We start from the raw sequence: 21,046 nt of genomic DNA on the forward strand, positions 1-21,046 counted from the left end.
TCGGTCGGAGATCCCCGTCCACCCGCGGCTCATCCGGCCCGGGATGCCGTCCGTTGGGGCCGATTCTGGCCGCCAGCGCCCAGGCCGGCTATGCTGATACCCCGATCGTCATTTCCAACCCGCTGGAGGTTCTCACACCGTGTCCCTGGGTCCCGTCATACTCGATCTTGAAGGGCTTGAACTCACCGCCGAGGAGCGCGACCTGCTGCGCCACCCGGCGGTCGGTGGCGTCATCCTCTTTTCCCGTAATTATCGCGATCCAGACCAACTGGCGGCCCTGACGATGGCGATCCACGCCCTGCGGGAGCCGCGTCTCCTCATCAGCGTGGACCAGGAGGGGGGGCGGGTGCAGCGCTGTCGCGAGGGTTTGACCCGGCTGCCGCCGGCGGCCCGTTTTGGCCAACTGGCCCGGCGCCATCCCCAACATGCTCGGCAGGCGGCGGAGGCGGTGGGTTGGCTGATGGCCGCGGAACTGCGGGCTCTGGGCGTGGATTTCAGTTTTGCCCCGGTCCTGGACCTGGATCGCGGCGTCAGCGGGGTCATCGGCGACCGGGCCTTCGCGGACACTATCAATGGGGTCTCCGACCTCGCCCGGGCCTGGTGCGAAGGGGTGCGGGCCGCGGGTATGGCCTCGGTCGGCAAACACTTTCCCGGTCACGGCGGGGTAGCCGCGGACTCCCACGCCGAGTTGCCCATCGATGACCGCCGGTTCGCGGAGATCGAGATGGAGGATCTGGTGCCCTTTGATCGCCTCATTCGGCATGGCCTGGAGGCGGTCATGCCGGCCCATGTTCTCTACCCCCATGTCGATGCCCGGCCGGCGGGCTTTTCGCCCTTCTGGCTGAAGGAGATTTTGCGTGGGCAACTGGCCTTCCAGGGCGTTATCTTCAGCGACGATCTCAACATGGGCGCGGCGGCGGCGGGCGGCGGTTACGGCGATCGTGCCCGCGCCGCCCTGGATGCCGGCTGCGATATCCTCCTGATCTGCAACAACCGCCCGGCGACCCTGGAGATGGTGGATGCCCTGCGCCATTACGACGACCCCACCATTCATTTGCGCTGTCTGCGCATGCATGGGCGCGGCAGTCTGGATCGGGCCCATCTGCACCTGGATCCCCGCTGGCAAAAGGGCGTGCGCGAGGTTGGGGCTCTGGAAGAGGCGGTCTCCCTTGATCTTGGCCTCTGAACCCCTGAACCGCCGCTACGGATGAACCGAGGAGCTACCCCTATGCGTCTGACTCCGGAAGACTATGCCGCCGTGGCGGCCCGGGCCGCCTTGATCGTCCCTGGCGAGGAGCTGGAGCTGGCGCTGGACCGGATGGCGAGGGCGATAACCCAGGACCTGGCGGGGAGCGACCCCCTGGTGCTGTGCGTCATGACGGGTGCCGTGATCGTGGCGGGTCGCCTGCTGCCGCGCCTGGATTTTCAGCTCCAGTTGGGTTATCTGCACGCGACGCGCTATCGGGGGGCGACCCGGGGCGGTGAATTGGCCTGGCTGCACCGTCCCAGCGCCGCCATTCAGGGGCGCCATGTCTTGCTGGTGGACGACATTCTGGACGAGGGGCTGACCTTGGAGGCGGCCATCCGGGCCTGCCGGGAAGATGGCGCGGTCAGCGTGCGCACCGCGGTCCTGGTCGCCAAGGATCGAGCGCGCGCTGCGGAGATCGAGGTGGACTATGTCGGCGTCCGGACCCCGGATCTCTACCTGTATGGCTACGGGCTCGACTACAAGGACTATTTCCGCAATGCCGCCGGCATCTACGCCGTGGCGGCCGATGATGTCTGAGGTGATGGATATTGGCCAGGGCGCCGGTCCCGTCCCTCCTATGTGAAGAAGATGGGAAATTAAGAAAAAGCTAATGGAAATATATGGTTGTTGACATTGTTGGGATTTTCAATTATAGAAGTGGCGTGCGGCCCCTCGCCTCCGGTCAATGTCGTGCATGGCGCGGATGGGTCAGAGTGATCCGCGCACACCACCCATACAATAACTACGAGACCATGAGGAGGGTCCCATGCTTGATCTGGCCCATTACCGTAATCGCCATACGGACCTGCTGCAAATGATCGAGGACTTGCGGCAATTGTTAACCCCCGAGATGCTGCAAATTCGCCCTAACGCCAGGACGGCCTACCTGCTGCTGTGCGAATTGGGTAGTAAGGTCAAGGAGCATCTGAGCGAGGAGGATCGTGGCGTCTATCCCTCCCTGCTCATTAACGATGATCCCCGGGTCAAGTCCATCGCCTGGGGTTTCATCAGCGGGGAGAGACCTCTGCGGCAGACTTTCGATGAATATCACCGCAAGTGGCTCAAGAACTGCGACTTCAACTTCACCGAGGACTTTCTGCGCGAGAGCCAGGCGGTCTTTGGCATGGTCGCCGAGCGTATCGATCGCGAGAATCGGGTGCTGTTTCCCAAGTTGGTGGAGATCGGACTCTTTAAGGAGATCCGGGCCTAGCTGGGCGTCCCCGCGGCCCTTGGCCGCGTGCCCCAGCCCTCGATCCGTTCCCCGTTCTTCCCCAACCGGCGTCGGGCTAACCACGCCGGTTTTTTTCGCCTGGCCTTGGCTAAACTCCCTGGCCTCTGTATACGAGATCCGTCAGCCATGAGCCATATCGCCGTCATCGGGGGATCGGGCTTTGCCAGCCTGCCCGGAATGGAGTTCCTGGGAGAGGTTTGCCCCGAGACCCCCTATGGCCAGCCCTCCGCCCCTATCCAGCAGGGCCGTCTCGCGGGCGGGGACTTCCTGTTTCTGTCCCGTCATGGCTCGCGGCACCGGATCCCGCCCCACGCGGTCAACTACCGCGCCAACCTCTGGGCACTCAAGTCCCTGGGGGCCGAGCGGGTGGTGGGGCTGGCGGCCGTGGGTGGTATCCATGCCGCCTATGGCCCCCGGTTACTGGCGGCCCCGGATCACCTCATCGACTATACCCATGGCCGTGACCAGACATTCCACGAGGGCGGCGAGGCGGGGGTGGTCCATATCGACTTCACCCGGCCCTATTGCGAGGCCCTGCGCGCCGATCTGCTCCGGCTGGCGCGGGCGGCCGGCATCGCCATGGTGGACGGTGGCACCCATGGCGTGACTCAGGGTCCGCGCCTGGAGACCGCCGCCGAGATCCGCCGCATGGAGCGCGATGGCTGCGACCTCGTCGGCATGACCGGTATGCCCGAGGCGGCCCTGGCCCGGGAACTGGGGCTCTGCTACGCCTGCCTGGCCTTTGTCGTCAACTGGGCGGCCGGCAAGGCGGAAGGGGAGATCGCCTTTTCCGAACTCGAGGCCAACATGGCGGCCTGCGGCGATCCCATCCAGCGGATACTGACCGCCCTGGTCGGCGTGGCGGCCTAGCGCGGGCCCGTATCGATCCCCTGGGGGCATGGCGTAAAATCCTGTCCCTCGCCCCCATTTTCCGCCGGCCAAGGAGCCATTGCCGTGAAGTTGACCGTCGAAGCCTTTCGCGCCTGGGACAACAAGTGCATCACCTTGCTGGGGATGTCCGGGGTTGGCAAGACCCACCTCTCGGGCATCCTGCGCCGGCAGGACTGGTTTCACTATTCCGGGGATTACCGCATCGGCACCCGCTACCTGGATGAGCATATCCTGGACCTCATCAAGGGGCAGGCCATGCAGGTGCCCTTCCTGCGGGACCTGCTGCGTCAGGATTGGATCTTCATCCGTAACAACATCAAGGTCGATGATCTGGGGCCGGTGCTGGGCTTTGTCGGCAAGCTGGGCGATCCCGAACTGGGGGGGCTGGGGCTGGAGGAGTTCAACCGCCGCCAGGCCCTGTACCGCCAGGCGGAGATCGCGGCCATGATGGACGTGCCCGACTTCAAATGTAAGGCGCGGGAGATCTATGGCTACCGCCACCTGGTCAACGACGTGGGCGGTTCCCTCTGCGAACTGGACGAGCCCCGGGTGATCGACCTGCTGGCGGACGAGAGCCTCATCCTCTACATCCAGGTCCCGGAGGAGGACGAAATCAAGCTCATCGAGCGCGCTCAGGCCGATCCCAAGCCACTCTATTACCGCCCTCAATTCCTCGCCGCCGCCGTGAGCGACTACCTGGCCGAGTACCAGCTGGACTATGTGGCGGAGATCGACCCGAACGACTTCACGCGCTGGGTCTTTCCGCGCCTCTTCCATTCCCGCGTGCCGCGTTACGAGGCCATCGCCGCGCCCCACGGCTACACCGTGGCCTCCCCCGAGGTGGCCCGGGTCCGCGACGAGCGCGATTTTCTTGAACTTATCGAGCAGGCCATCGCCCGCAAGGGCTGTGGGTCATCGCCGAGACCCGCCCCGCCATCCCGAGATTCATCAGATGCCTATCGTCGCCCATAACGACCTGCCGACCTTCGAGCGCCTGCGCGCGGAGGGACAGAACATCCTGGACCCGGCCCGCGCCCACCAGCAGGACATTCGCGAACTGCACATCGGCCTCTGCAACATGATGCCGGACTCGGCCCTGGCGGCGACCGAGCGACAGTTTTTCCGTCTCATCGGCCAAAGCAATCAGATCGCCCAATTCTACGTTCACCCCTTCAGTCTCGAGGCCCTGCCCCGCAAGGCCGAGGCCCGGGCCCACATCCAGCGGTATTACCAGCCCTTCGAGCGCATCCGCGAGGATGGCCTGGATGCCCTCATCATCACCGGCGCCAATGTCACCCAGCCCGACCTCTCGAACGAGGCCTTCTGGGAGCCCCTGATTAAGGTCGTGGACTGGGCGATGGAGCACGTCACCTCCACCCTCTGTTCCTGCCTCGCCACCCATGCCGTCCTCCAGTTTCGGTATGGCCAGCGACGTTATGGACTGCCGCGCAAGCGGTGGGGCGTCTATCCGCATCGGGTCGTGGACCGCGCCCACCCCCTGGTGGCGAGCGTCAATACCCTCTTTGACGTCCCGCATTCCCGTTTCAATGAGATCGACCGACGGCAGTTCGACGCGGCTGGGCTCCGGGTCCTGGCGGAGAGCGATGAGGCGGGCGTGCATCTGGCGGTCAGCGAGGACGGCTTTCGCCTGGTCTTCTTTCAGGGGCATCCGGAGTACGACACCGTCTCCCTCCTCAAGGAGTACCAGCGCGAGGTCAGGCGTTTTATCGCCCGCGAGCGGCGGGATTACCCCCCCTTTCCGGAGAACACCTTCCGGCTGCGGGACCGCGCCATCCTGGAGGAGCACCGCGCCCGGATTCTCACCGCCCTTGACCGCGGCCAGACCGCCCCTCCGTTCCCGGAGGCGCGCATCGCCCTCTCCCTCGACAATACCTGGCATGACACGGCGGAAGGGGTGGTGGGCAACTGGATGGGGGTCATCTATCAGATCACCCACAGCGACCGGCGGCTGCCCTTCATGTCGGGGGTGGACCCCACGGACCCCTTGAGGCTGGCTGGCCGCTGAGGCGATCAGGGCTGGCCCCCCTCCCGGGCCAGTTCCAGGGGCTGTCCGCAGGTGCCGCACAGGTAGCGCTGGCCGCGCAGGATGCGATGGTGGCGGATGCTGGTCAGCAGGTGGGACCGGCAGCCGCACTGATAGGGGTAGCGGTTGAGGGTGCGGGCCTGGAGACCGCTGACGTCGAAGTCATGGCAGCGGTCCGGGGCGGCCCCAAAGCCTTGCATCAGAGACCGCCACTCGGGGCCATGGGGTTGGATGCCCAGGCCGTGCAGGCGGAAGGCCAGGATGTGGGCCACCTCGTGGGGGACGGTGCGGGCCAGGAAGCCCTCCCCATGACGCTCCAGCAGGGCCGGGTTATAACGCACCATCCACACCCCGCCGGCCTGTCGGCGGACCTGTCCCGCCCCGCGGCCACGCAGATCGAAATGGATCTCAACCTTGGGCGTCTTCAGGCCGAAATGCCGCGCCGCCTCGTCCAGCAGGGCCTGGGTACGCGAGCGCGCCAGCAGGATCAGGTGATCCAGGGGGAGGTGCGGAGGGGGGCTGGGCTGGGTCATGGTCATGGTGCGGGTCGTCGCGCGGGCGGGGCTGGCTGGCCATGGGCGGCGGCTAATGAGGGCGGGGTTTTGCTTGCCCTGAGCCGAGGGAAACCGTATTATCACATGGATTGGAGCAGCAGAGGTTCCGTCCCGAACCCCCTGGACGCAGGCAGGACCCCGACAACGGGGTTTTTTTTGGTTTGTCGTTGCCTGGACGGGCACACTCGTTCGGGGGCGACTCGCAGCGAGTGGGCCAATTGGCCCTTTTTTTGTTTTACGGCGGTGGATGACGCATTCGGCACACAAGTTGGTGGATCTGGCCCGTTTGGTCGTGGAGCCCATGGGCTACGAACTGGTCGGCGTAGAGCATCTACCGCACGGCGGTAGTCATGGGGGTTCCCTCCTGCGCGTCTATATCGACGCCGAGCAGGGGATCAATCTGGACGACTGCTCGGCCGTCAGCCATCAACTCAGCGGCGTGCTGGAAGTGGAGGATCCCATCCCGGGCCATTACGACCTGGAGGTGTCCTCCCCTGGGCTTGATCGGCCCCTCTTCGGCGTCGCGCATTACGAACGCTTCCGCGGCCGGCGGGCCAAGGTGCGCCTCGGCGTCAAGCTGGAGGGCCGGCGTAACTTCGAGGGCCTGCTGGCCGGGGTCGAGGGCGACCGCCTGCGGCTGGAAGTCGATGGCGCCGTCCGGGAGCTGCCCCTGGCCACGATCGAGTCCGCGCGGCTGGTCCCTGAATTCTGATTCCGGATTAATGAATGAGTAAAGAAATCCTGTTAGTCGTCGAGGCCGTCTCGAATGAGAAGGATGTGCCTAAGGAGGTCATCTTCGACGCCATGGAGGCGGCCCTGGCCTCGGCTACGCGCAAGAAACTCGGCGGCGAGTCGGATGCCCGCGTGGCCATCGATCGCACCACCGGCGAATACCATGCCTTCCGGCGCTGGGAGGTGGTCGAGGACCCCGAAGAAGGGGCCGCTCTGGAGAATCTCGACGCCCAGATCGCCCTGTCCGAGGCCCGGGCCCGCGATGCCGCCCTGCAAGTGGGGGATGTCGTCGAGGACGCCATTGATATTGAGTTGGGGGGCCGCATCGCCGCCCAGGCCGCCAAGCAGGTGATCGTGCAGAAGGTGCGCGACGCCGAACGCGCCAAGGTGGTCGAGTCCTACGAGTTGCGCAAGGGTGAACTGGTCACGGGCCTGGTCAAGAAGGCCGAGCGGGGCACCATCATCCTGGATCTGGGCGGTACCGCCGAGGCCCTCATTCCCCGTGATCAGGTCATACCCCGGGAGTCCGTGCGCCCCGGTGACCGGCTGCGCGGCTATCTTTACGAGGTCAGCGCCCAGCCGCGCGGCCCCCAACTCTTTGTCAGCCGCACCCGGCCGGAACTGCTGATCGAGCTCTTCAAGCTGGAGGTCCCGGAGGTGGGCGAGGGCGTCATCGAGATCCTAGGGGCCGCCCGGGACCCGGGCGCGCGGGCCAAGATCGCCGTCCGCAGCCGCGACCCCCGTATCGACCCGGTGGGCGCCTGCGTCGGCATGCGCGGCTCCCGGGTCCAGGCCGTCTCCAACGAACTCAACGGCGAGCGGGTGGATATCATCCTCTGGAACGAGAATCCGGCCCAGTTCGTCATTAACGCCATGTCGCCGGCGGACGTGGTCTCCATCGTCATCGACGAAGACGCCAACAGCATGGATGTGGCGGTCAAGGAGGAGAACCTGTCCCAGGCCATTGGCCGTGGTGGCCAGAATGTCCGCCTCGCCAGCCAGCTCACCGGCTGGCAACTGAATGTCATGAACGAGTCGGATGCGGCGTCCAAGAGCGAGCAGGAATCCCGTAAGCTGCTGGAAAGCTTCATGGAACAGCTGAATATCGATGAGGATGTGGCCCTGGTGCTGGTCGAGGAGGGCTTCACCAGCATTGATGAGGTGGCCTTTGTCCCCCTGGCCGAAATGTTGGCCATCGCCGAGTTTGACGAGGACCTGGTCAATCAGTTGCGCGAGGGCGCCAAGGATGCCCTTCTGACCCGCGCCATCGCCAGCGAGGAGACCCTGGTCAAGGAACCGGCGGCGGACCTGCTGGCCATGGAGGGCGTGGACGAGGCCCTCGCCTACACCCTGGCCAGTCACGGCATCCTGACCATGGACGACCTTGCCGAGCAGTCCGTGGATGAGTTGGTGGAAGCCACCGGCATCGACGGCGAGCGGGCAGCCCAATTGATTATGAAGGCGCGCGAACCTTGGTTTACCGAGGCGGCGAGCGTCTAACGGCGGAGGCCACACCGAATGAGTGAAGTTACGGTTAAACATCTCGCCGGAATCGTGGGGATCCCGGTCGATCGGCTGATGACCCAGTTGAAGGACGCGGGAATCATTGTCGCCGATGGGGATTCCCAACTCAGCGAGCAGGAAAAGGTGCAACTCCTGACCTACCTGCGGCGTAGTCACGGCAAACAGGATGCGACGGACGCCAGCGGGGCACCCAGTCGCGTCACCCTGCAGCGCAAGTCCGTCAGTGAGTTGCGCCAGCCGGCCTCCTCGCCCCGTCCCCCCGGCGGTGGTACGCGCGCGCCCACGCCGGCGATCCGCGCCAAGACGGTCAGCGTCGAGGTGCGCAAGAAGCGCATTTATGTCAAACGTCCCGGAACGGGCGAGGTAAGCGAGGCCGAGGTGGCGCCACCGCCACCACCACCGGTACAGGCGCCGCCCCCTCCGGCCCCTACCCGGTCCGCGCCAGCCGTCGCCCCCGAGCCGCGGCGTCGCATTGAACCCCCACGCACCCGTCTCGACGAGTCGCGCCGCCGTGGCGAACTGGAGGCCCGGCGCGCCGAGGTGGAGACTCGCCGCTTCGCCGACCAGGAGGACCAGGAACGTCAGGCGCGCGAGGACGAGGCTCGCCGGCGCGCCGAGGAGGAGATGCGCCGTCAGGCCGAGGCCGAGGCCCGCCGCCTGGCCGAGGAAGAGGTCCGTCGCCGCGCCGAGGCGGAGGCCAAGGCCCGCCTGGAGGAGCCCGTCGTCGAGGAAGACCTTGAGGTGGAGGAAGAGGAGGAAGGCACTGCCCGTCCCAAGGCCCGCAAAGAGGGTGTCAAGGTCGAGGCCAAGCCTATCAAGGTCGTTAAGCCACGGGCCGAGGCCACCGAGAAGGAGCGTTCCGTTAAAAAGGCGGCGCGCAAGGATTCCCTGCGGGATCGCGACATCATCGTCCTGCCCCAGGCCGACTATGAGGAGGAGCCGGGCGCCGCTGCGCCGGGTGGCCGCGTGCGACGCAAGAAGCGCCTCGGCAAGCCCCAATTACAGGATAAGCATGGCTTCCAGCGTCCCACCATGAAGGTGGTGCGCGAGGTTGAAATTCCCCCGTCCATTACCGTCGGCGAACTGGCCTCGCGCATGTCCGCCAAGGTGTCGGATGTTATCCGTGAGCTGTTCAAGCAGGGCCTGGCGGTCACTATCAACCAGTCCCTGGACGCGGATACCGCGACTCTGCTGGTCGAGGAGATGGGCCACAAGGCCATTGCCGCCAAGCGCGAGAGCGTCGAGGACGCCCTCATGCTAGAACTGGAGCGTGAGTTGGGCGAGATGGCTCTGGAATCGCGGCCACCCGTGGTTACCATCATGGGCCACGTCGATCACGGCAAGACCTCGCTCCTCGACTACATTCGCCGCACCAAGGTGGCGGCGGGCGAGGCGGGTGGCATCACCCAACACATCGGCGCCTATCATGTGAAGACGGGCCGGGGCATGGTCTCCTTCCTGGATACCCCGGGTCACGCCGCCTTCTCGGCCATGCGGGCCCGGGGCGCCCAGGTCACGGACATTGTCATCCTGGTGGTGGCGGCGGACGATGGCGTCATGCCCCAGACCGTCGAGGCCATCCAGCACGCCCGTGCCTCCAAGGTGCCCATCGTGGTCGCCATCAATAAGATGGACAAGCCCTCCGCCAACCCAGACCGGGTGATGCAGGAGCTGACCCAGCACGAGGTTGTGGCCGAGGAGTGGGGTGGCGATACCATCATGGTCAAGGTCTCCGCCAAGTCGGGCCTGGGCATTGATGACCTGCTGGAGGCCGTGCTGCTGCAGGCAGAGGTCCTGGAGCTCAAGGCCCCGATCACGGGTCCCGCCCGCGGCGCCGTCGTTGAATCCAGTCTGGACAAGGGCCGAGGCCCCGTGGCCACCATCCTGGTCCAGGCCGGCACCCTGCATCAGGGCGACATGATCGTCACCGGCACCGAATTTGGCCGGGTCCGCGCCATGTTCGACGAGACGGGGCGGCCGGTGCGCGAGGCCGGACCTTCGATCCCGGTGCAGGTGCTGGGTCTCTCCGGCACCCCGAACGCGGGTGACGACGTGGTGGTGGTGGCCGACGAGCGCCGCGCCCGCGAGGTCGCCGAGTTGCGCGCGGGCCGCGAGCGCCAGTCCCGCTTCGACGATCAGAAGGTGGCCAGCCTTGACCAGCTCTTCTCCCAGCTCAAGGAAGGCGATACCAAGACGGTCAACATCGTCCTCAAGGCCGATGTCCAGGGCAGCATGGAGGCCCTGCGGGATAGCCTGAACAAGCTCTCCACGGATGAGGTCAAGGTGATGATCGTGGCCACGGGTGTGGGCGGTATCACCGAGTCCGACGCCAACCTGGCGGTGACCTCGAATGCCATCCTGCTCGGCTTCAATGTCCGCGCGGACGCCGCGGCCCGGCGGGTGGTGGAGGACAAGGGACTCGATCTGCGTTACTACAGCATCATTTACGAGCTGATCGACGATGTGAAAAAGGCCCTGTCCGGCCTGCTGAGCCCGGAGGTGACCGAGACCATCATTGGCCTGGCGGAGGTCCGCGACGTCTTCCGTTCCTCCAAGTTCGGCGCGATCGCCGGCTGCATGGTGCAGGAGGGTCAGATCAAGCGCAACAACCCCATCCGCGTCCTGCGCGAGCATGTGGTCATCTACGAGGGGTCCCTGGAATCCCTGCGCCGTTTCAAGGAAGACGTGGCCGAGGTCAAGGCCGGCATGGAGTGCGGCATCGGCGTCAAGAACTACAACGACGTACGGCCCGGTGACCATATCGAGGTCTTCGAGCGTACCGTGCGCAAGCGCGAGCTCTAGGCGGTAGTTTTGAGCCCCGGCACCGGAACCGCTCATGAAGGAATTTGATCGCACCGAACGGATCGGCGCGGAGATGCGTCGCGAGTTGGCGGCCATCCTCCGTGACGAGGTCCGCGACCCGCGCCTGCAACAGGTGACGATTCAGGAGGTCCGGGTCAGCCGCGACCTCTCCTGGGCCAAGATCTTTTTCACCTGCTTCCCCCTGGACGAGGCGAGTCAGGGACAGTCGAAGCTGCTGAATGGCCCGCTCTCCGGTTTTCTGCGGGCTCAGTTGGCGCGCCGGATGCTGTTGCGGATCATCCCGCAACTCCATTTCGAGCACGATGAGTCCATCGCCCGGGGCGAGCACTTGACGAGCCTGATCGATGGGGCCATGGCGTCCGTGAGCGAGGAGGCGGATTGATCCATCGCGGTCTCGGTCCGGTAGCGGGCTCAATTTTCAATCCTTTTATGGAAACGTGATTTATGGGGCGTCGGCGTAGGCTCGGCCGCGATATCGATGGCATTCTGCTGCTGGATAAGCCGCTGAATTTGACCTCCAACGAGGCCCTCCAGCGAGTCAAGCGGCTTTTTCAGGCCAATAAGGCGGGCCATACCGGGAGCCTGGACCCCCTGGCGACCGGCCTGCTGCCGGTGTGTCTGGGCGGTGCCACCAAGTTCTCCACCTATCTGCTCGACGCCGACAAGCGTTACCGGGTACGGGTGCGCCTGGGGGTCACGACCACCACGGCCGACGCCGAGGGCGAGATCCTGGAGACGCGGCCCGTGGCGGGTCTGGACGAGGCCCGGGTGCGGGCGGCCATGGATCGCTTCCGGGGCCCCATCGACCAGCTTCCCCCCATGTATTCGGCGGTCAAGCACCAGGGCGAGCGCCTCTACAAGCTGGCGCGCCAGGGCATCGAGGTGGAGCGCCAGACGCGCACCGTGACCATCCATGCCCTGGAACTGCTCGAACTGGCCCTGCCGGAACTGGAGATGGACGTCCACTGCTCCAAGGGCACCTATGTGCGGACCCTGGCGGAGGACATCGGCGCCATGCTGGGCTGTGGTGGCCACGTCATCGGCCTGCGCCGCACCGGCGTGGGGCCCTACGTCCAGCCCGAGAGCCGCTTCGTGACCCTGGGTGAGCTCGAGGCGATCGTCATGGCGGACGAGGAGGGCGCCTACCCTCTGCTCGACGCCCTGCTTCTGCCGCTGGCGAGCGCCCTGGATCATTGGCCGGCGGTGCGCCTGACGGCCGATGCCGCCTTCTACCTGCGTCAGGGTCAGGCGGTGCTGGTACCGCAGGCCCCGACGGAGGGTCTGGTGCGGCTTTATGATCCCTCGCTCCATTTTCTGGGCGTTGGCTGCATCCTCGATGATGGCAAGGTGCAGCCTAAGCGTCTGCTATAACCGCAAGCCACTATGCTTTTCCTGGTCGGCTGGCCGCCTGCCCGCCGTCCCTAACCCAAGGCCTGGCCCCCTGAACTCATTGTCGGAGGGCCGGCGGTAACGCCGCCAAGGGCCACCGTCGCAACACCCCTAACAGGAGTAAGACAACATGGCAATGAGCACAGCCGACAAAGCCAAGGTCGTTGAAGACTACCAGCGCAGCCCCGGGGACACGGGTTCGCCCGAGGTCCAGGTGGCCCTGTTGACCGCCCGTATCCTCGACCTGAGTGGCCATTTTGCCCAGCACAAGGGCGATCACCACTCCCGTCGGGGTCTGGTGCGCATGGTCAACTCCCGCCGCAAGCTGCTTGACTACCTCAAGGGCAAGGATGTCGACCGCTACCGCGAGCTGATCGCCCGCCTGGGTCTGCGCCGCTGATCCTCGTGCCGGATGGCCCGGGACCCCAAGGGGGGTCCCCCGACCTTTGGGCGCCTCGCCTTGCCGCGGGGCGCCCTAGCTTATGCCCATCACGGAACCCGGGGTCAACCCCCCGGGTCACCCCGTGCCTCATCCCGAATGGCGCCGGTCATATCCCCGCCCGCGCCCCCAGGCCGCTCAACGGGGGCATATCGCCCCGGCCTGCCACAGCCCCGAGGAACCCCCAGTGACTCACATCAAAAAGACCTTCCAATTGGGCGCCCAGACCGTGACCCTGGAGACGGGCGAAATCGCCCGCCAGGCCGATGGCGCCGTCCTGATCAATGTTGATGACACCGTCGTGCTCGTGACGGTGGTGATCGACAAGCGCGCCACCGAGATCAAGGACTTCCTGCCCCTGACCGTGGATTATCAGGAAAAAACCTATGCCGCGGGCCGCATCCCCGGCGGCTTCTTCCGCCGCGAGGGCCGGCCGAGCGAGAACGAGATCCTCACCTCGCGCCTCATCGACCGCCCGATCCGCCCGCTGTTCGCCGACGGCTTCGGCCGCGAAGTGCAGATCATCGCCACGGTCAAGTCCCTGAATCCCGCCGTCAACCCCGAGGTACCGGCCTTGATCGGCGCCTCGGCGGCCCTGGCCATCTCCGGCGCCCCCTTCAACGGGCCCATCGCTGCGGCGCGGGTCGGCTACAAGAACGGCGAGTATCTCCTCAACCCCTCCGTGGTCGGCCTGGGTCTCGACAGTGACCTGGACCTCATCGTGGCGGGCACCGAGCATGCCGTGCTGATGGTCGAATCCGAGGCCCGGGGCCTGTCCGAGGAGGTCATGCTCGGCGCCGTCCTCTTTGGCCACCAGCAGATGCAGGTAGCGATCCAGGCCATCCGCGAGCTGGCGGCCGAGGTCAACAAGAAGCCCCTGGCCTGGACCCCCGCCAAGAGCGATCCCGCCCTGGCTGCCGCCGTCGCGGCCATCGCCGCCGAGCGCCTCGGCGCGGCCTACCTCATCAAGGAGAAGATGGCCCGCTACGATGCCCTGGATGCTATCCGCTCCGAACTCTACACCGAACTCAGCGGCGAGGGCACGGCCTGGACCCAGAGCCAGGTCTATGGCGCCATCGAGAAGCTGGAGATGAAGATCGTCCGCGGCCGCATTCTGGCCGGCGAGCCCCGCATCGATGGCCGCGACACCAAGACGGTCCGCCCCATCAGCATCCGCACGGGCGTCCTGCCCCGCACCCACGGCTCCGCCCTCTTCACCCGCGGCGAGACCCAGGCCCTGGTCATCACCACCCTCGGCACCGAGCGGGATTCCCAGATCATCGACGCCCTGGACGGGGAGCATCGCGAGCCCTTCATGCTCCACTACAACTTCCCGCCCTTCTGCGTGGGCGAGGTGGGTCGCGTCGGCAGCCCCAAGCGGCGCGAGATCGGCCACGGTCGGCTGGCCAAGCGTGGCGTCCTGGCCTGCATGCCGAGCATCGAGGAGTTCCCCTACTCGGTGCGCGTGGTTTCCGAGATCACCGAGTCCAACGGCTCCAGCTCAATGGCCAGCGTCTGCGGCACCAGTCTGTCCCTGATGGACGCGGGGGTGCCCGTCAAGGGTGCCGTGGCCGGCGTGGCCATGGGCCTGATCAAGGAGGGCGATGCCTTCGCCGTCCTCACCGACATCATGGGCGATGAGGATCACCTGGGCGACATGGACTTCAAGGTCGCCGGTACCGCCAGCGGCATCAATGCCCTCCAGATGGATATCAAGATCGAGGGCATCACCCAGGAGATCATGGAGACCGCCCTGGCCCAGGCGAAGGCCGGGCGCCTGCACATCCTGGGCGAGATGAACAAGGTCATCGGCTCCCACCGTGCCCAGATGTCCGAGCACGCCCCGCGCATCATCGAGTTCAAGATCCATCCCGAGAAGATCCGCGACGTCATCGGCAAGGGCGGCTCCGTCATCCGCGCCATCACCGAGGAGACCGGTGCCACCATCGATATCAACGATAACGGCCTGGTCAAGATTTTCTCGGTCATCAAGAGCGCCGGCGAGGAGGCCAAGCGCCGGATCGAGCTCATCACCGCCGATGTCGAGGTGGGGGCCATCTACGAGGGCCGGGTGGCGCGCCTCATGGACTTTGGTGCCTTTGTCACCATTCTCCCCGGTCGCGATGGCCTGGTGCATATCTCCCAGATCAGCGAGGAGCGCGTCCAGAACGTCAGCGACAAGCTGTCCGAGGGGGATGTAGTCCGCGTCAAGGTCCTGGAAGTGGACAAGCAGGGTCGTATCCGCCTCAGCATGAAGGCGCTGGAGGGCTGATTAGGGTGTTCCGGCCCTACCTTTAAACGCCGAAGACTGACCAGTGCTGGGTGCTATACCCAGCCACCATAAAGGGGCCGCGAGGCCCCTTTATGGTGGTGGCGTTGGTAAATTTTGGCGGGGATCAGCCCGGCTGTTGCTGCAGGGATTCAAAGCGGGCCTTGAAGGCGGCTTGGCGCAGACGTTCGGCGTCGGCCTCTTGGGCGACCAGGGGACCGTCCAGCCATTGGCCGCTGGCGTGGTCGTAAACGGAAAAGCGGTAGCCCTTGCCGACTTTGAAGACTTGGGTGACGTCGTTGCCCGCCTGTTCCATGGCCTGGAACTTGTCGAGCCCCAGGGGCGCGGGGGTGGGCGCGAAGCTGGGTTCTGGCTGGAGCGCGGCGGTAGCGGGGCGGGCGGCGACCGTAAAGATGCTGTTTTGCATCTCGCCGTGGGTGTCCAGGGTGACGGACTCCACCCCGGGCAGGCGGGTGAGGATGTAGCCGGCCATCAGGATGCCGAGTTTGGTGTTCTCTTTCTCCAGGGCCGTCAGAAGCTTGTCGCCGACGATCTGGCAACGCTCGACCTTGCTGGGATGGGCGACCCATTCCCGACTCATCTGCCAGCCTTGATCCATGTCGGCGTCCAGCTTGGCGAAGAAGGCCTCGCCCTCCTTCAAGACTGGGTCGGGCACTTCCAGACTGAATTCTTGATCCTCAATGATGGCCTTGAGGCGCATCTCGTTTCCCCTTTCGCGAGTGGACGAAAACAGGCATTCTAGCAGAAGAGCGCCGGTGATCCGTCCCGGCCCCGCCATGTCCTACCCACCCCGCGAGATAGGGATAAGCCGTTATGCTCCTTACCATCCCCGGCCTGCTCAATGCCGCCCAGGTGGAGAAGATTCATGAAATCCTCCAAGGGGCCGCCTTTGTCGATGGCCGCCTGAGCGCCGGATTTGCCGCCGCCCGGGTCAAGAACAACCTGGAGCTGCAAGCCGATGAGCAGCGCATGGGGCGCCTGATCCGCGTCATCATGGCCAGCCTGGGCCACAACGAGACCTTCCGCTTCGGCGCCCTACCGCACCGGGTCGCCGACCCCATCATCGCCCGCTATGAGCCGGGCATGACCTATGGCGATCATGTGGACGACCCCATCATGGGCGCGACCGGGCCGCGCTTTCGCACCGATGTCTCCATGACCCTCTTCCTCAATCCGCCCGAGGATTATGACGGCGGCGAACTGGTGGTGCGCACCCCCTTCGGCGATCAGCGGGTCAAACTTCCGGCCGGGGATGCGGTGGTCTATCCCTCCTCCAGCCTGCACCAGGTGGCCCCGGTCACCCGCGGAGAGCGCCTGGTGGCCCTGACCTGGATCCAGAGCTATGTCCGCGATGCCGCCCGCCGGGAGCTGCTCTATGAGCTCAACCTGGCCCGCGAGGCCCTCCTCAAGGAGGCGCCAGGCACGGCGACCACGGGCTACGTGGACCGGTCCTATGCCAACCTGTTGCGCATGTGGGCGGATCTGTAAGCCCGTGGGCGGGACGGCGTGGCCAGGGGCGGGGGTGAGGCGGGTTGGGCTCGCCCTGCTGCTCGTCGCGGGGATCGGGCTCTCGGGGTGCTGTAGCCGGCGTCCCGCCACCGAATTCAATCGCTTCGATGGCACGGCCAACCAGCCCACCGGCTTTTGCGGCATCTTTGCCGGTTTTGGCACCAGGGACGAGCCGGAACGCTGGGGGGCCCTCTATACCCCCATCACGGTCGAAGAGTATGGCGAAATCCTCTGCGGCCGTCTCGACCCGGCGGACTATGTCACCTGCGTCAACCGCACCTGGGCCCAATATCGCCAGGCCCAACGCCAGCCGGACCTGCCCGGTGAGTCCACCTCGGGCCCCTTCGCCGTGGTGGTTGGCAACGAAATTCTGCTCGGCACCTACAGGTCACAGCCCTTCGCCGCCCACTTTCGGGTGAGCAACGAACGCCTCGTCTGCCAGGGTGGCTACGACGCCTTCGCGGGCGACACCCAGGCCGTCTTCCAGGTCCGCTGCAACAATGGTCTCAAGGGGTGGGCCCAGATGGTCCGCGACCGCAACGGCCGTAACGGCATCGGTGGCCTCTACATGGACGATGGCACCGCCGGCAAGATCGTCTTTGGCCCGGATACCCTGGGCGCGGCGCGCAACCCTCTGGCAACGCCCTAGCGCCTAAACCTGACTTCCCGGGTGCCGGCGGACGGCCCGGTTAGCCCCAGTCGCTCGGGCGAATTCGCCCCCCGCGCATCCGCCGCCCCAGGCTCAATGCCGCTGCTCGACGCCCTCTACGCTGGAGGCCGAGGCCATGTCCATGAGGCCACGCATGAGTTCGGCGCGGTCCGCCAGAGGAATGGTCTCGATCAGAGCCTGCTTGTCCTCCGACGGCAAGGGTAGGTGGGCGGTCAGGAGATTGATCAGATCCAGGTCCTCCATGCCCTTGAGGTCATCCCAGGGGATCTCGACCCCGCGCGGGCGGACATAGGCGCGCAGGGAGGCGAGAAAGCGATCGCGGTTCACCAGGTGACCGCCCTCCGGCAGAAAATCGTTGGCGAAGCGGCTCCAGCCCGCGCGTACCCGGCGATAGCCCCGGGTCTCCTCCAGTTCGCCCTGGACCTCGAAGCGGCATACCCCAGTGAGGACGATGACGACACGCCCGTCATTGGTCTCGCTGTAGGAGGTGACGCGCCCGGCGCAACCGACCCGGTGCAGGGCCGGGACTTTGACATCCTCCTGGCCGATCAGGGGCTGGATCATGCCGATGAGGTGGTCCGTCGCCAGCACGTCCTGAATCATGTTGAGATAGTGTTGCTCGTAGATATTGAGGGGGAGCTGTATCCCCGGCATGGCCACGGCCCCGGCGAGCGGGAAGATCGGCAATTCCGCGGGCAGGTCGGCGAACTTGGGCATGAAGGGCGAGGGCATGGCAATAACTCCGGGGCCGGTCAGACGCGGGTGACAAAGACGCGCGCCATGCCGGGGTCCAGTTCGAAATCAAAGGGGGTTGGCAGAAAGTCCATGGCCCACTCCGGTGAGACGTCGAGGAGGGGCGGTGGGGCCTGCACCAGCCGGTAGAGGTCGTCGCAATGGAAATGCTGACGGTTCCAGGGGTCCTTGTTCACCACCAGCAAGGCCTGGCCCTGGCCCCGGAGAGAGGCCTGCCAGAGCAGCAGGACGGCCGGGTTGCGGGACTCCAGGCGCTGGATGAGCCCATCCTCGCGAAAGACGGGGTAGGCCGCCTTGATGCGATTGACGGCGGCGATGAAGGCGGTCAAATCCACCCCCGGCGCCTCCCAATCCTCCGGTCGGGTCTTGACCACATGCAGCCGCCGCTGGAAGCCGAACTCATAGCCCATGGGCATCAGGACGCCGGTAGAGAAGAGGGCCGTGAAGAGGTAACGCTGCTTGAGGGCGTTCACATTGTGCCCCGACTCCGCGAAGAGGCGCTCTGTGTCATGGCTCTCCGGGGAAGCCGATGGACGGGGCGATCTGGCGCGTCAGTTCGTATTGCTCCAGCAGCCAGGGACTGGAAAAGTCCCACCACTTGGCGCTGTTGAAGATGGCGTCAAAACCCGCCGAGGCCGTCTGGCGGGTCTGGTCTGGCGAGCAGCCCAGGGTCTCGGCCACGAAGATCACACCGGGATGCTGGCGCCGGATATCCTTGATCAGCTTGCGCCAGAAATCCGTCGGGATCTGATAGGCCGCGTCGCAACGGAAACCGGTGAAGCCCAGGCCGATCAGGTGCTCGACCACCTTGATGGCGTATTCCAGCAGGTCCTTGCCGCCCCCCGAGCCGCTATGGTCGAACTGGGCCAGGTCCTCCCAGACCACCTTGCGCCCATCCTCCTCCAGGCAAAAGGGATGGGCGATGCGCCCGCCCTCCTGCCTGAACCAATCCGGGTGCTTGTGGGTCAGAGGTGAATCCACGGCGCAATGGTTGATGACCAGGTCGATCATGAGGCGCAGGCCCAACCCATCGGCCTCCTTGACCATATCCTTGACCTGGGCCTCCGGCTTTTTGCGCGAGCCCGGGGCCAGCAGCGCCGGGTTGACCCCGAAATAGTCGCTGATCGAATAGAGGCTACCCGATCGTCCGGGCGGTTGGATCGGGTTAATGAAGATCCAGTCGAAGCCCATGGCCGCCGCGCGCTCCAGATGGGGCGTCCAGTTGGCGAATGGTCCCGCCAGCAGGGGGAAGAGGTTGTAGATTTTCATGCTTATCCAAAAAGTCGAGTCCGGGTGACATCAGTCCTGGGAGCCCTAGGTAACCACGAGCCATGCCAATGGGCAGCCAGTGAGCATCATCTTCGCATACTGACTAGCGAGTTGTAGCTGTTCCCGGTCATCCTGACAAGCCAGGCATGGTGCTGCATCGCCCCTCATGGTCCTACATAGAGCCGATGGATGAGATTCAACATGCCGCTGTGCTTCGCCGGGGCTGGGATGGCCGAGGGCGCGGGGCGGGAGGGTCGGGAAACCGAAAATTCATGTGTTAGGAATAGCTACCCGGTTTGCACCAGTTTGACGGTGATACTGGCCGGGTAGGAAAGCGCCCACGAAGGGGGCCAAAGCAGATAGAATGCCGTGATTTTCAGCGGTTGAGGACAAGCCCATGTTTGACCAGTCCATGCACATCGAGGGTTACGACGACGCGCTTTGGGCGGCGATCCAGAATGAGGAACGCCGCCAGGAGGAGCATGTCGAGCTGATCGCCTCCGAGAATTACACCAGCCCGCGGGTGATGCAGGCCCAGGGTTCCGTCCTGACCAATAAGTATGCCGAGGGTTATCCGGGCAAACGCTATTACGGTGGCTGCGAATTCGTCGATATCGCCGAGCAGTTGGCCATCGACCGCGCCAAGGCCCTCTTTGGCGCCGCCTTCGCCAATGTGCAGCCGCACTCGGGTTCCCAGGCCAACGCGGCCGTCTATATGGCCCTGTGCGAGCCGGGCGATGTGGTGCTGGGCATGAGCCTGGCCCATGGCGGCCATCTGACCCACGGCGCCAAGCCCAACTTCTCCGGCAAGCTCTACCAGGCCTTCCAGTACGGCCTCGACCCGGCGACGGGCGAGATCGACTATGCCGAAGTGGAGCGCCTGGCCCGGGAGCACCGGCCCAAAATGATCGTCGCGGGTTTCTCCGCCTATTCACGGATCATCGACTGGCAGCGCTTCCGGGACATTGCCGACGCGGTGGGCGCCTATCTGCTGGTCGATATGGCCCACGTGGCGGGTCTGGTGGCGGCGGGCCTCTACCCCAGCCCGGTCCAGATCGCCGACGTGACCACGACCACTACCCACAAGACGCTGCGCGGTCCCCGCGGCGGCCTCATCCTGGCCAAGGCCAATCCCGAGATCGAGAAGAAGCTCAATTCCCTGGTCTTCCCCGGCACCCAGGGCGGGCCCCTGATGCATGTCATCGCCGCTAAGGCGATCGCCTTCAAGGAGGCCATGGAGCCCGGCTTCAAGGACTATCAGCGCCAGGTGCTGGCCAATGCCCGTGCCATGGCCCAGGTTTTCCTCGACCGGGGCTACGAGGTGGTCTCCGGTGGCACCGACGATCACCTCTTCCTGGTCAGCTTCATCGCCCAGGGCTTGACCGGTAAGGCGGTCGATGCCTGGCTGGGCGCGGCCAACATCACGGTCAACAAGAATGCCGTGCCCAACGATCCTCAGTCGCCCTTCGTGACCAGTGGCATCCGCGTCGGCACGCCGGCCCTGACGACCCGCGGTTGTGGCGAGGCCGAGGCGCGGGCCCTCGCCGGCTGGATGTGCGACCTGATCGACGCCCGGGGCGAGCAGGCCCGGATCGACGAGGTCAAGGCCCGGGTGCTGGACCTCTGTGCCCGCTTCCCGGTCTATCGGCACGCGGCGGGCTGATCCCGGCCCCGGATCA

At 65.5% G+C, this 21,046-nt stretch carries 18 protein-coding genes and 2 pseudogenes; 16 read left to right on the top strand and 4 right to left on the bottom strand.

Annotated features, from left to right (window positions below):
* The first annotated feature begins 139 nt into the window (after nucleotides 1-139).
* From nagZ to IPN92_14365, 6 genes and pseudogenes are all read left to right on the top strand, one after another.
* Entirely contained in the window at nucleotides 140-1,186 is a 1,047-nt protein-coding gene (nagZ, locus tag IPN92_14340; protein ID MBK8639384.1) for a beta-N-acetylhexosaminidase, read from the top strand.
* A gap of 42 nt (nucleotides 1,187-1,228) precedes the next feature.
* Nucleotides 1,229-1,786 (top strand): hypoxanthine-guanine phosphoribosyltransferase, encoded by a 558-nt coding sequence (locus IPN92_14345; protein ID MBK8639385.1) that lies wholly within the window; start codon nucleotides 1,229-1,231, stop codon nucleotides 1,784-1,786.
* A 229-nt stretch (nucleotides 1,787-2,015) separates the two neighbouring features.
* On the top strand, nucleotides 2,016-2,459 hold the full coding sequence (locus IPN92_14350) for a hemerythrin domain-containing protein (protein ID MBK8639386.1): 444 nt from the start codon (nucleotides 2,016-2,018) through the stop codon (nucleotides 2,457-2,459).
* Between the two features lie 147 nt (nucleotides 2,460-2,606).
* Entirely contained in the window at nucleotides 2,607-3,350 is a 744-nt protein-coding gene (locus IPN92_14355; GenBank protein ID MBK8639387.1) for an S-methyl-5'-thioinosine phosphorylase, read from the top strand.
* Between the two features lie 84 nt (nucleotides 3,351-3,434).
* A pseudogene (locus IPN92_14360) lies at nucleotides 3,435-4,271 on the top strand (ATPase).
* A gap of 52 nt (nucleotides 4,272-4,323) precedes the next feature.
* Nucleotides 4,324-5,397: a homoserine O-succinyltransferase gene (locus IPN92_14365; protein MBK8639388.1), complete on the top strand. Its 1,074-nt coding sequence runs from the start codon at nucleotides 4,324-4,326 to the stop codon at nucleotides 5,395-5,397.
* 5 nt (nucleotides 5,398-5,402) lie between these two features.
* On the opposite strand, the gene IPN92_14370 is transcribed toward IPN92_14365, so the two are convergent.
* Nucleotides 5,403-5,948: a SprT-like domain-containing protein gene (locus IPN92_14370; GenBank protein MBK8639389.1), complete on the bottom strand. Its 546-nt coding sequence runs from the start codon at nucleotides 5,946-5,948 to the stop codon at nucleotides 5,403-5,405.
* A 268-nt stretch (nucleotides 5,949-6,216) separates the two neighbouring features.
* Between IPN92_14370 and rimP the strand changes: the two genes are divergently transcribed.
* The 7 genes from rimP (at nucleotide 6,217) to pnp (ending at nucleotide 15,148) form a co-directional block, all read left to right on the top strand.
* Complete coding sequence (gene rimP / locus IPN92_14375; GenBank protein MBK8639390.1) at nucleotides 6,217-6,681, top strand: ribosome maturation factor RimP; 465 nt, start codon at nucleotides 6,217-6,219, stop codon at nucleotides 6,679-6,681.
* 14 nt (nucleotides 6,682-6,695) lie between these two features.
* Nucleotides 6,696-8,201, top strand: coding sequence for a transcription termination/antitermination protein NusA (gene nusA / locus IPN92_14380; protein MBK8639391.1), 1,506 nt, complete (start codon nucleotides 6,696-6,698; stop codon nucleotides 8,199-8,201).
* A gap of 18 nt (nucleotides 8,202-8,219) precedes the next feature.
* A complete protein-coding gene (gene infB / locus IPN92_14385) occupies nucleotides 8,220-11,027 on the top strand; it encodes a translation initiation factor IF-2 (protein ID MBK8639392.1) in 2,808 nt (935 codons plus the stop codon).
* A 34-nt stretch (nucleotides 11,028-11,061) separates the two neighbouring features.
* The gene (gene rbfA, locus IPN92_14390; protein ID MBK8639393.1) at nucleotides 11,062-11,430 is read left to right on the top strand and encodes a 30S ribosome-binding factor RbfA; all 369 of its coding nucleotides are present in this window, start codon (nucleotides 11,062-11,064) and stop codon (nucleotides 11,428-11,430) included.
* Nucleotides 11,431-11,492: 62 nt separating this feature from the next.
* Nucleotides 11,493-12,419 carry a tRNA pseudouridine(55) synthase TruB gene (truB, locus tag IPN92_14395; protein MBK8639394.1) on the top strand — a complete coding sequence of 309 codons (927 nt, stop codon included), beginning with the start codon at nucleotides 11,493-11,495 and terminating at the stop codon, nucleotides 12,417-12,419.
* Between the two features lie 148 nt (nucleotides 12,420-12,567).
* Entirely contained in the window at nucleotides 12,568-12,837 is a 270-nt protein-coding gene (gene rpsO / locus IPN92_14400) for a 30S ribosomal protein S15 (protein MBK8639395.1), read from the top strand.
* A gap of 82 nt (nucleotides 12,838-12,919) precedes the next feature.
* Nucleotides 12,920-15,148, top strand: a complete 2,229-nt coding sequence (gene pnp, locus IPN92_14405) for a polyribonucleotide nucleotidyltransferase (protein MBK8639396.1) — start codon at nucleotides 12,920-12,922, stop codon at nucleotides 15,146-15,148.
* A gap of 124 nt (nucleotides 15,149-15,272) precedes the next feature.
* Here pnp and IPN92_14410 read toward each other — a convergent pair whose 3' ends face one another.
* Complete coding sequence (locus IPN92_14410; protein MBK8639397.1) at nucleotides 15,273-15,866, bottom strand: hypothetical protein; 594 nt, start codon at nucleotides 15,864-15,866, stop codon at nucleotides 15,273-15,275.
* A 113-nt stretch (nucleotides 15,867-15,979) separates the two neighbouring features.
* Between IPN92_14410 and IPN92_14415 the strand changes: the two genes are divergently transcribed.
* Together IPN92_14415 and IPN92_14420 are read left to right on the top strand one after the other, a co-directional pair.
* Nucleotides 15,980-16,654 (top strand): Fe2+-dependent dioxygenase, encoded by a 675-nt coding sequence (locus IPN92_14415; protein ID MBK8639398.1) that lies wholly within the window; start codon nucleotides 15,980-15,982, stop codon nucleotides 16,652-16,654.
* 34 nt (nucleotides 16,655-16,688) lie between these two features.
* Entirely contained in the window at nucleotides 16,689-17,324 is a 636-nt protein-coding gene (locus tag IPN92_14420) for a hypothetical protein (protein ID MBK8639399.1), read from the top strand.
* A 93-nt stretch (nucleotides 17,325-17,417) separates the two neighbouring features.
* On the opposite strand, the gene IPN92_14425 is transcribed toward IPN92_14420, so the two are convergent.
* Together IPN92_14425 and IPN92_14430 are read right to left on the bottom strand one after the other, a co-directional pair.
* Nucleotides 17,418-18,077: an LON peptidase substrate-binding domain-containing protein gene (locus tag IPN92_14425; protein MBK8639400.1), complete on the bottom strand. Its 660-nt coding sequence runs from the start codon at nucleotides 18,075-18,077 to the stop codon at nucleotides 17,418-17,420.
* Between the two features lie 20 nt (nucleotides 18,078-18,097).
* Nucleotides 18,098-19,367, bottom strand: a pseudogene (locus IPN92_14430) (alpha-amylase).
* 397 nt (nucleotides 19,368-19,764) lie between these two features.
* Here IPN92_14430 and IPN92_14435 point away from each other — a divergent pair.
* On the top strand, nucleotides 19,765-21,030 hold the full coding sequence (locus IPN92_14435) for a serine hydroxymethyltransferase (protein MBK8639401.1): 1,266 nt from the start codon (nucleotides 19,765-19,767) through the stop codon (nucleotides 21,028-21,030).
* Nucleotides 21,031-21,046: the final 16 nt, after the last annotated feature.

The organism is Chromatiaceae bacterium, from assembly GCA_016714645.1.
GTDB lineage: Bacteria > Pseudomonadota > Gammaproteobacteria > Chromatiales > Chromatiaceae > M0108.